At 65.3% G+C, this 10,313-nt stretch carries 8 protein-coding genes and 1 pseudogene; 5 read left to right on the top strand and 4 right to left on the bottom strand.

Annotated elements, in window-relative coordinates; all coding sequences use genetic code 11:
- Positions 1–423 (bottom strand): helix-turn-helix domain-containing protein (locus VG320_RS23150; RefSeq protein ID WP_327202400.1); only part of this gene is annotated, 423 nt, incomplete at its 3' end.
- Positions 424–847: 424 nt separating this feature from the next.
- Here VG320_RS23150 and VG320_RS23155 point away from each other — a divergent pair.
- On the top strand, positions 848–1,498 hold the full coding sequence (locus tag VG320_RS23155; RefSeq protein WP_414696103.1) for a C39 family peptidase: 651 nt from the start codon (positions 848–850) through the stop codon (positions 1,496–1,498).
- 71 nt (positions 1,499–1,569) lie between these two features.
- On the opposite strand, the gene VG320_RS23160 is transcribed toward VG320_RS23155, so the two are convergent.
- Positions 1,570–2,526 carry a LysR family transcriptional regulator gene (locus tag VG320_RS23160; RefSeq protein WP_327202401.1) on the bottom strand — a complete coding sequence of 319 codons (957 nt, stop codon included), beginning with the start codon at positions 2,524–2,526 and terminating at the stop codon, positions 1,570–1,572.
- Positions 2,527–2,831: 305 nt separating this feature from the next.
- Entirely contained in the window at positions 2,832–3,884 is a 1,053-nt protein-coding gene (locus VG320_RS23165; protein ID WP_327202402.1) for an NAD(P)-dependent alcohol dehydrogenase, read from the bottom strand.
- A 390-nt stretch (positions 3,885–4,274) separates the two neighbouring features.
- On the opposite strand from VG320_RS23165, the gene VG320_RS23170 reads away from it, so the two are divergent.
- The 4 genes from VG320_RS23170 (at position 4,275) to VG320_RS23185 (ending at position 8,801) form a co-directional block, all read left to right on the top strand.
- Positions 4,275–5,174, top strand: coding sequence for an AraC family transcriptional regulator (locus tag VG320_RS23170; RefSeq protein ID WP_327202407.1), 900 nt, complete (start codon positions 4,275–4,277; stop codon positions 5,172–5,174).
- Between the two features lie 41 nt (positions 5,175–5,215).
- Positions 5,216–6,169: an NAD(P)-dependent oxidoreductase gene (locus VG320_RS23175; RefSeq protein ID WP_327202403.1), complete on the top strand. Its 954-nt coding sequence runs from the start codon at positions 5,216–5,218 to the stop codon at positions 6,167–6,169.
- Between the two features lie 233 nt (positions 6,170–6,402).
- On the top strand, positions 6,403–8,463 hold the full coding sequence (locus VG320_RS23180; RefSeq protein ID WP_327202404.1) for an EAL domain-containing protein: 2,061 nt from the start codon (positions 6,403–6,405) through the stop codon (positions 8,461–8,463).
- A 170-nt stretch (positions 8,464–8,633) separates the two neighbouring features.
- The gene (locus tag VG320_RS23185) at positions 8,634–8,801 is read left to right on the top strand and encodes a hypothetical protein (RefSeq protein ID WP_327202405.1); all 168 of its coding nucleotides are present in this window, start codon (positions 8,634–8,636) and stop codon (positions 8,799–8,801) included.
- A 234-nt stretch (positions 8,802–9,035) separates the two neighbouring features.
- On the opposite strand, the pseudogene VG320_RS23190 reads toward VG320_RS23185, so the two are convergent.
- Positions 9,036–10,313: pseudogene (locus tag VG320_RS23190) on the bottom strand (ribonucleoside-diphosphate reductase, adenosylcobalamin-dependent); the annotation flags it as partial.

Below are 10,313 nucleotides of genomic sequence, written 5' to 3' on the forward strand. Positions count from 1 at the left end.
GTTCAGATAGAGCGCGCCGTCCGGGCGCACCACGCGCCACTGGCCCTGCTTCTCATAGGCGACGAAGTCCGGGCGGGTGCCGGGTTCCACCGGCGCACCGATCCAGGCGGTACACGCCAGCTCGACGGCGCTCACGCACAACAGCGCGTCTTGCGCGGTCGCGCCCACCATGCCGGGATCGAGCAACTGCGCGCCGAACAACTGGCCTGCCGGCTCGCCGAACGCCTCGGCCACTTTCTTGATCTGCGCAAGCGTCCACGGGCTGTTGCCGCGCAGCTTGCGGTGCCCTTGCGAAAAGCTCAATTCAAGAATCCGGCACAGCTCGGTGGTCTGCTGGCGCTTGCCGATGCCATGACGGCTCATCAGCTCACGTACGCGCTCCGCGACCGCGGCCGAGTCGGTTGTGTGTGCAACGTTCGACATACTGCTTATGGGGGAGGATCGAGTCGGATTGGGCTAATTATCGCGTGCCGCGGTGCCGCCGCCGGAACAAATAATTCTGACAGAGCATGGGCGCACAATATTCTAAACGCATCATTTGACAATCGCTTGGCTTTTGTATGACAACATTAAGGGTCAGATTGCTGTCGATGCCGGTGGCGCGCCGGCCGTCGCGAATCGCCCGGGAGCGGCGCGGAGACACGGCACCCGCACGCGTCACGATGCTTTGCGACAATGGTCTTTGTACGCGCATTTCATGAGCCGGGGCGCGGGTGTGCCCTTCAGACCGATTACGGTTGCATAACGACACTGGGATGAGAAAAGCTTGAACGAAATCAATACACAAGCATTGCGCGAACATCAAAGCGAGCTGGGCAGTGAGCCGAAAAGCGGACAGCGCCGGGCGCTGGCCCATGAGCGGGAAATCCGCCATTTTGGCGTGCCGTATTACAGCCAGTGGGGCAGCCCGGAGTGGGTCGAGCGCATCGCCGAACACGACGTCGATCCCTGCGACGACCCGGCGTGGCGCGCGAGCGGTTTCGCGCAGCCTGAGCAATATCGCTTCTGGGCCAAGCGGCTGTGTGGGTTGACCTGCTTCGAATCGGCGCTCGATTATTGGGGCATCGAGCACGCGCCGCGCGCCGCGATGCTCGAAGACGCGCTGCGCCACGGCGTCTACCGCATGCGCGAGGACGGCGGCGTGGACGGGCTGATCTACCACCCGTTCGCGCAGTGGGCCGAGGATGCCTACGGCGTGCGCGTCGAGGTGATGGTCGACGAAGACATTCAGGCGAGCGCTGCGCGCCTTGCCGCCGATACGCTCGCGATCGTGTCCGTGAGCCCCGAGATCCGCTATCCCGAGCGCGCCAACGAGAGCCAGGGCGGACACCTGATCCTGCTGCACGGACGCAGCGAGGGTGGCGTGTGGTTCCACAATCCGTCGGGCGTGGCGCCGTATCAGGCCGATGCCTGGCTGCCGTACGAGACCATGGCGCGCTTCCACGCGCGGCGCGGCATGGCGCTTACGCGCGTGACCGAGGACGTGCTGGCGGATTGAGTTCGAACGGTCCGGCGGCTCGATCGGGGCCGCCGGACCGTTCGTGCATCGCGGCTACTTCATGAATCACCTCACGCCGGCTGCAAGCCTTCCAGCAACTGCCGCACGCGCGACAGATCGCGGTTGAGCGTGCCGGCGTCCTCGAACAGCTCGGCGAGCCAGTCGATGAACACGCGCACGCGCGGCGCAGGCTGACGCGACTTCACGAAGGCCACCGACACCGGCGTCGGCAGTGGCTTCCACTGCGGCAGCACCTCGACCAGCGCGCCGCTGTCCAGATACTGCTGGGCCGCGAGCAGCGGCGGCTGCACCAGCCCGTAGCCCTGCAGCCCGCAGGTGAGATAGGCGAATTCGTCGGACACATGCACGAAGCCGTCCACCTTCACCTTGGTCGGGCTGCCGTCCACCTCGAAATCGAACTCGTACGGGCGGCCCGTCAGCGGCGACAAAAAATTCACCACGGGATGCTGCGCGAGATCGTCGAGCGAAGTGGGCGCGCCGTGCCGGGCGAGATAGGCCGGACTCGCGCAGGTTACGTGTTCGAGCAGGCCGAGCCGGCGCGCGGCGAGACCCGAATCCGGCAACTCGCCTAGCTGGATGCTGCAATCCACGCCTTCGCCGACCAGATCGACATTGCGCAGACTCACGCCAATCACTAAATCGATCTGCGGATAGCGCGCGTGGAATTGGTCGAGCGCGGGCAGCACGATCGCGTTGGCGATCAGCCCCGGCATTTCCACGCGCAAACGTCCGCCGATCGCGCCTGGCGACTGGCGCACGCTCGCTTCGGCATCGTCGATATCGGCGAGGATGCGCGAAGCGCGTTCGTAATAAGCGGCGCCTTCCGGCGTGAGCGAAAGACGGCGCGTGGTGCGCACGAGCAACTGCGTGCCGAGCAGCGCCTCGAGGCTCTGCATCAGCGTGGTGGCGCTGGCGCGCGGCATGTCCAGCGACTGCGCGGCTTTGGTGAAGCTATTGGTGTCGACGATGCGGACGAATGTTCGCATCGCCTGGATGCGGTCGATCACGGGCGAGCTCCTTCGAATGCGGGCTTGAAACTGGGCTAAACGGCTTGGAACAATTTCCGCGCAACGGCTGGAAAGCAGTGAGCCGCAACGCGCGGCAAACGCATTGCGACGCCGGCGTCTCGCGGAAAGCGACGCGCGGCTAACGGTTCAGAATCGATGCGTTAACTGGCGGCGCACGCGGGCGCCGGCTCGACTACAGAGGTGCTGCGGGAGGCCAGAAAAGTCGGCCTCGAAGCGGAGGGCTGGCGGGCCGTCCGGAATGGACGGCCCGGCGGGGCAGGGGGATTACGTCGTTGGTCGTGCGCTTACTTGCGCAGCGTGTCGATATCGATCACGAAGCGGTACTTCACGTCGCTCTTGAGCATGCGCTCGTAGGCGTCGTTGATGTCCTGCATCTTGATCATTTCGATATCGGACGTAATGCCATGCTTGCCGCAGAAGTCCAGCATTTCCTGCGTTTCCGCGATGCCACCGATCAGCGAGCCCGCCAGACGGCGGCGCTTCATGATCAGGTTGAACACCTGCGGCGACGGGTGATCGTGCTCGGGTGCGCCCACCAGCGTGAGCGTGCCGTCGCGCTTGAGCAGTTCGATGAACGGGTTCAGATCGTGCTGCGCGGCCACCGTGTTGACGATCAGGTCGAAGCTGTTGGCGTGCTTCGCCATCTGCTCCGGGTCCTTCGAAATCACGACTTCATCGGCGCCCAGACGCTTGCCGTCTTCGATCTTCGAAGGCGAGGTGGTGAACAGCACCACGTGCGCGCCCATCGCGTGAGCGATCTTCACGCCCATGTGGCCAAGGCCGCCCAGACCGACGATGCCGACCTTCTTGCCCGGGCCCGCGCCCCACGTGCGCAGTGGCGAATACGTGGTGATGCCGGCGCACAGCAGCGGCGCGGCCGCGGCGGCGTCGAGGTTGTCCGGCACGCGCAGCACGAAGGCTTCGTCCACCACGAGTTGCGTCGAGTAGCCGCCGAACGTGACGTCGCCTGTTACGCGGTCGTTGCCGTTATAGGTGCCGACAAAGCCGTTTTCGCAATACTGCTCAAGCCCTTCTTCGCAGCTCGCGCAGGTGCGGCACGAATCAACCAGACAGCCCACGCCGACCAGATCGCCCACCTTGTAGCGCGTGACGCCCTTGCCGACTTCCGCGACGCGGCCCACGATCTCGTGGCCCGGCACGACCGGGAACAGCGTGTTGCGCCACTCGTTGCGCGCCTGATGCAGATCGGAGTGGCACACACCGCAGTACTGCACGTCGATACGCACATCGAGTTCGCGCAGGTCGCGGCGCTGGAATTCGAAGGGGGCGAGCGGCGACTCGGCATCGCGAGCGGCATATCCGTAAGTCGGGTACATATCGTGTGACTCCTGTAAAACAGCGCGGAAAAAACAGCGCAAACGCCAAAGCGCAACGCGTTGAAGCGCTGGACGGTTCGGGTGTTGCGGCAGGGTTCCCATCGTAAGGATCGGGCCGCACCCAGGGAATACCTGAATCTATCGAAGACTTGCCTGATTCTCCTGGCCAACAACACGGCGGTGCATTCGGTGATAGATTGGCAAGCCTGTTTCTCCGCCTTTGTTGATGAATTTAGGGGCGCTTCTGTCATGAAAAATGCACATATCGCCGATGCGGCGCCACTCGCGGCCAGCACGGTTCCCACAGCAGTTTCCCTGCCTGCCACTCTGTCCACGTCGCCTACTGTCCACGATGAGGACGCCCTGCAGCGCCGCGTCGTCGATCTGCTTATGCAGCTCACACAGCGCGACGGCGCGCACCAGAGCGCGATCGAAGGCGTGCGTCTCTATCGCGGCAGCGAGGGGCATCCGCGCAGGCCGGTGATGTACGAGCCGAGCATCTTTATCGTCTGCCAGGGCCGCAAGCGCGGCTTTCTCGGCGATCAGGTGTTTATCTACGACGCGCAGCAATATCTCGTGCTGTCGGTGCCGCTGCCGTTCGAATGCGAAACCGAGGCAACGCCCGAAAAGCCGCTGCTCGCCATTTCGGTGCGCGTCGATCTCACCATGGTCGCGGAATTGCTGATGGCGCTCGACGACACGCGCGGCAGCGCCGTGGCCGAACCCGTGGGCATTTACGCCACGCCGCTCGACGCGCCGCTCTCGAATGCGGTGCTGCGCCTGCTCGAAGCGCTCTCGCATCCCGGCGACGCGCGCATTCTCGGGCCCGCGATCGTGCGCGAGATCTGCTACCGCGTGCTCACGGGCGAGCAGGGCGACGCGATTCGCGCGGCGCTCACGCACCAGCATCACTTTGGCCGCATCGCCAAGGCGCTGCGCCGCATTCACGCCGACTTCCACGGCGACCTCGACGTGGTGACGCTGGCCGCCGAAGCGGGGATGAGCCTCGCCGTGTTTCACGCGCATTTCAAGGCGGTGACGCTGACTTCGCCGATGCAGTACGTGAAAACCACGCGGCTGCATCACGCACGCATTTTGATCACGCACGACGGCATGAACGTCAGCGCGGCGGCCACGCGCGTGGGCTACGAAAGCGCCTCGCAGTTCAGCCGCGAGTTCAAGCGTCTGTTCGGCTGCAGTCCCGCCGACGAGATGCGTCGCGCGCGCACCGCCGCCGAAGGCGCGGTGCCGCGCGTGGAAGTCGTAGCGCGATACGCGAGTGCCGCCTGAGAAAGAAAATTTGCTTAGCAAACCGAAGGAGTGAAGCCGATATGAACGCCGCCGCGGCCGCCGATAAATCTCGCCTGCTCGTGCTCATTGCGCTTACCGACAACGATCGCGCCGTACTGGCCAGGCATTTCGACGTGCTTTACGCGCCAGACGCGGCGCAGCGCGCGGCGGCGGTGGCGCAGCACGGCGACACGGTGCGCGCGGTGCTCACCAACGGCACGACGGGGCTTACGGCAGACGAAATCGACGCGATGCCCGCGCTCGAACTGGCGGCGGCGCTGGGTGCGGGCGTCGAAAACATCGCGCTCGATCACGCGCGCTCGCGCGGCATCGCGCTGTGTAACGGCGCGGGCGTGAATGCCGATTGCGTCGCCGATCACGCGATGGCGCTGCTGCTCGCCGCCGTGCGCGCAGTGCCGCAATACGACGCGGCGTGCCGCGCGGGCGTGTGGCGCGACGCGCTGCCGATGCGGCCCACGCTCACGGGACGGCGGCTGGGAATCGTCGGATTTGGACATATCGGCGCGAAAATTGCGCGTCGCGCGGCGGCGTTTGATATGAGCATCGGCTATCACAACCGTACGCCGCGCGACGGTGTGAATGCACGTTACTTCGATTCCACGTTCGCGCTCGCGCAGTGGAGCGACTGCCTCGTGATCGCCACGCCGGGCGGCGCGCAAACAAAACACCTGGTCGATCGCGCGGTGCTCGACGCGATTGGGCCAGAAGGTTTCCTTGTCAACGTATCGCGCGGCAGCGTGGTGGATACGGCGGCGCTCGCCGCTGCGCTCACCGAAGGCACGCTGGGCGGTGCGGGCCTCGATGTCTACGAGGGCGAACCCGCGCCCCCGCAGGCGCTTGTCGCGCTGCAGAACATCGTGCTCACGCCACATGTGGCGGGCACTTCACCCGACGTGCGCGACGCCACGGTGCGCAACTTCATCGACAACGCCATGCGGTGTTTCGCGGGCGAGGCGCTCTTGACGCCGCTTTGATGTCGTTGTTTTGAAGCTGCTTTAAAGCAGCAGAAACCGCCACGCAATTTAACGCCATTTGCTGGCGTTTTCCCGCCCGGCAGGCCGGCTATGTACGCTGGGGCACGGCCATGCCCGCAGGCATGCCGTATCATTGCGCCTAAAGCGTCGCGAACTCGTTCGCTGCTTCGCCCGTTGCCTCGCGCGCCGCGCATGGACGGCCGACTTCCCCGCCCGGGAGCCAAGAGGCGCTAATGCAAACCCTGATCGAGGCATTGCAAGGCACTGCAGACCTCGTGGTGAACCGTTTCTATGAGGAACTGGCTCGCCTGCCCAAATCCCGACGCATTCTGGAAATGCTGTCGGAGCAGGAGCTCGCCCACCTCAAAGAGCGGCAGATCCAGAATCTCCTCGCCATTGCGCAGCCTGGACTGACGTCGAAGGCGCACGCCGAGATGGCGATGCGCATCGGCCGCATTCACGCCATTGTCGGACTCGACAAGGAAGAACTGGTGCGCAGCCGCGGCATCCTGCAGGAGCTGCTCTACAAACTGATTGGGCGCAACGTGAGCAGCCAGGCGCTTTCGCTCTACTCACGCCGCCTGACTTCCGATACCGCCTGGCAATTGAAAGCCTATCAATCCGTCGAAGACTCGCAGCAGGACGTACTCCAGCGCATTACGCGCATCGTCTGGGAAGCGGGCGGCTACACGCATTTCATCGATCAGGTGATTGCGACGCTCGCCGCACACGATGAAGTCACCGCCTGCGCTATCGGCCGCCCCGACGCGGGCGGCATTTTCCACTTCGAAGCGGGCGCAGGCGGCCAGCGTGGCCACGATGGCGATGGTGGCGAAGGCCTGCTCGACGTACTGATGACGCAGGGCCATGAGATCAGCGTGCGCGCCGATCATCCGCAAGGACAGGGCGCCGTGGGACGCGCGTGGCGCAGCGGCAATCCCGAGCGCGTAGTCAATTATCAGACCGATCCGCTGGTGGCGCGCTGGCGCGAAGTCGCCGAGCGCGAGGGACTGCGCTCGGCTGTGGCGCTCCCGCTGGCCGCGCCGGGCCAGACGCCGATCGCGATCCTGATGCTCTATAGCGCGTATCCGGGTGGCTTCGTCGGGCCGGATCAGGTCGCTTTCATCGAATTGCTGCAAACGCTGCTGGGCTGTGCGGTCTCGCGCCTGCAGACGCACGACGGCCTGCATGTGGCCGCCGTGCCGATGAGCGTGCGCCAGCACTGGGCCGCGCTCGTGCGCACCGGTGCGCTGGAGATGCACTATCAGCCCTTGCTGAGCCTCTCGAACGGACAGTGCGCCAAGGTCGAGGCACTGGCGCGACTGCGCGACGGTGACCGTCTGCTCACGCCCGACGAATTCCTGTTTGCGCTGGCTTCCGACGATCTGCTCGAATTGTTCGTGCGCGGCCTGCAGCAGGCGCTTGCCGATCGCGCGCAATGGCTGGCGGCGGGCCACGATCTCGAAGTGTCGATCAACCTGCCGCCCGCAGCGCTCAACGATATCCGTTACTTTGACGCTACCCGCGAACTGCTGGCTGCGCACGCCTGCCCGAGCGCACGACTCACGCTGGAAGTTCTGGAGAACGAAGCATTGTCGCTGAACCAGGGGCAACGCGCGATTCTCGCGAAGTTTCGCGCGCTGGGCGTGTTGCTGGCCCAGGACGATCTGGGTTCCGGGCATAGCGGGCTGGCGAGGCTGCGCGAACTGCCGTTCGACTGGATCAAGATCGATCGCGAGATCGCGCATCTGGGCGGTGACACCACGCTCGACGCGCTGCGGGTCGTCTATCAGGTGACGCGCCTTGGACACTCGCTCGGCAAGCTGGTGCTCGCGGAAGGCGTCGATGCGCCGGATCTGCTCGAAGCGCTCGCGATTCTGGGCGTGGATGGCGCGCAGGGCTACGTGATCGCCCGGCCGATGCCGGCAGACGAACTCGCCGTGTGGATTGGCGGCGCGGCGCGCGTGCCGGACGCCAGTGCGGCGGCGAGCGTGTTCGCGCGGCTCGCGCGTTTTATCGTCTGGGAGGAGCGCGTGCGCATGATCGCGGCGATGCCGGGCGCGGCGCGCGATCTGTTGAGCACGGCCGATCTGCGCGAGCCGCTGGCCGAAGCGCTGGTGGGTCTCGGCGATATTCTGCCGGCGGGCGAAACGCGCGATGCGATCCAGCGCGAACTCCTGCGCGCGCTGCCTGGCGGACGCGAAAGCGCCGCGTGGCGCGCTTCGATGGCGTGGCTGATGCAGGCGATCGAAGCGGCGGCGCGAGAGGCGACGGCAACGGCTCACGCACACTGAGGTCTACTCCTGCGTCGCGATCGCCACATCGTTGCGGGACGCCTGCGGCTGCCTGCATTCGAGCACTGCGATGCACACCTGCGAAATACCGGCCAGTGCGCTTGAGAACAGCGCGAGCGGCCACAATTGGCCGGGGAAATCAGACCGTGGTGACGACGGTGGAGTTTGGGATGGGCGTGGCGCTCGTGCCCGCCGCGCTCGGGCGCATGGGCGGCGAGCGGGCGGGGTTCAAGCCATTGACGAGTAATCCTTATGAATTGCAGGTGCTCAAACTGATGCGCACCGGCGAAATCGATGCGCGCGTGCAGGGTTTTGCGGGGTATCTCGGGAAAGGGTGAGACGCTATCCGCACACCCCAATCTCCCCGCATGCCGTACAAAAATCGCAGCCGTCCTTGCGAATAACGGCATTCGCGCCGCACGAACCGCACTTGCGCCCGAACATGGCGTGTTGTGCGCCGAGCGTCGCGTCGGCGGGGAGCGCATTGGGGCCGTCCAGCACCTGATCCCCGGCCCGCGCTTCCACGGCATCTTCTCTCGCAGGCGCACCGGAAAAAGCCGAAGCCTCGCGCCGCTGCGCCAGCAACCTCGACGGCACCTGGCGCCCCTCGGCATCCAGAAACCCGCGTCGATGCAGAATCTGCTGGATCGCATACGCAATCGCGGCCACTTCGGAGTCGTGCCACAAAGGCGTGCGCTTGCCGTCGAGGCGTTGCGTCTCGCCATAACGCACCTGTCCGCGATCCCATGACACCTTGCGCAAATCCTGCAGATTGCGCGCGACAAAGCCGCCGCGCGCTGCCAACGACAGCGAGCGCATGGTCGCCGTGATCCATTGCTGCGATTCGTCGCGCTGACCCACGGGAATGAAGAATTCGATGGGCCGCTCGATCGTCACGGTTTCGCCGCTCACCTGGCCCGTGACTTCGAGAAACGACACCGCCACGTAAAGCGACACCTTGCCGGTCTGCGTGAGGTATTCGATCTTCTCGATCACGGCGGGCAGTTCGCCCTTGGGCCGATGGTCGATCGCCACGCGCAGCGGATCGAGCAGCGCGTCGCTTTGCGCATCGGCGGGCGTGTCTTCGTTTGCGGGCAGTGTTTGCAGCACCGCGCCCAGCGTCTCGTTGGGCCGATACGTCGCCAGTCCCTTGAGTCCGCGCCGCCACGCATCCAGATACAGATCCTCGAAGGCCTCGAACGGATAGTCGGCGGGCACGTTCACCGTCTTCGAAATCGACGTATCGACAAAGGGCTGCACCGCCGCCATCATCGCCACGTGTTCCTGCGCACTCATCTGCAGCGCGTTGACGAAGTAGGCGGGCAAGGCGTTCACGTCGCCGCCCAGCGTGCGATAGAGGCGCCACGCGTGATCTTCGACGGCGAAGGTTTCATGGCTGCCGTCGGCCATGCGACGCGTGCGCTGGTAGGTCCACGAAAACGCCGGCTCGATGCCGTTCGAGACGTTGTCGGTGAAGGCCAGACTCACGGTGCCGGTTGGCGCGATCGACAGCAGGTGGCTGTTGCGGATGCCGTGCGTGCGGATCGCGGCTTGCAGATCGTCGGGCAGGCGCGAGGCGAAGGTGCCGGGCGCGAGATACGTATCGGCATTGAAAAGCGCAAACGCGCCGCGCTCGCGCGCGAGTTCGACCGATGCGCGATAGGCGGCGTCGCGCATCGTGCGGCCCACGCGCGCGCCGAATGCGCAGCCTTCCTCGGAGTTATAGCGGATGCCAAGCATCACCAGCGTATCGCCCAGTCCCGTGAAGCCCACGCCGATGCGCCGCTTGGCCATCGCTTCGCGGTGTTGTTCGGGCAGCGGCCAGAGCGTGACGTCGAGCACGTCGTCGA

Origin of the sequence: Paraburkholderia sp. (assembly GCF_035948235.1) — a bacterium.
In the GTDB taxonomy this organism is placed as follows: domain Bacteria; phylum Pseudomonadota; class Gammaproteobacteria; order Burkholderiales; family Burkholderiaceae; genus Paraburkholderia.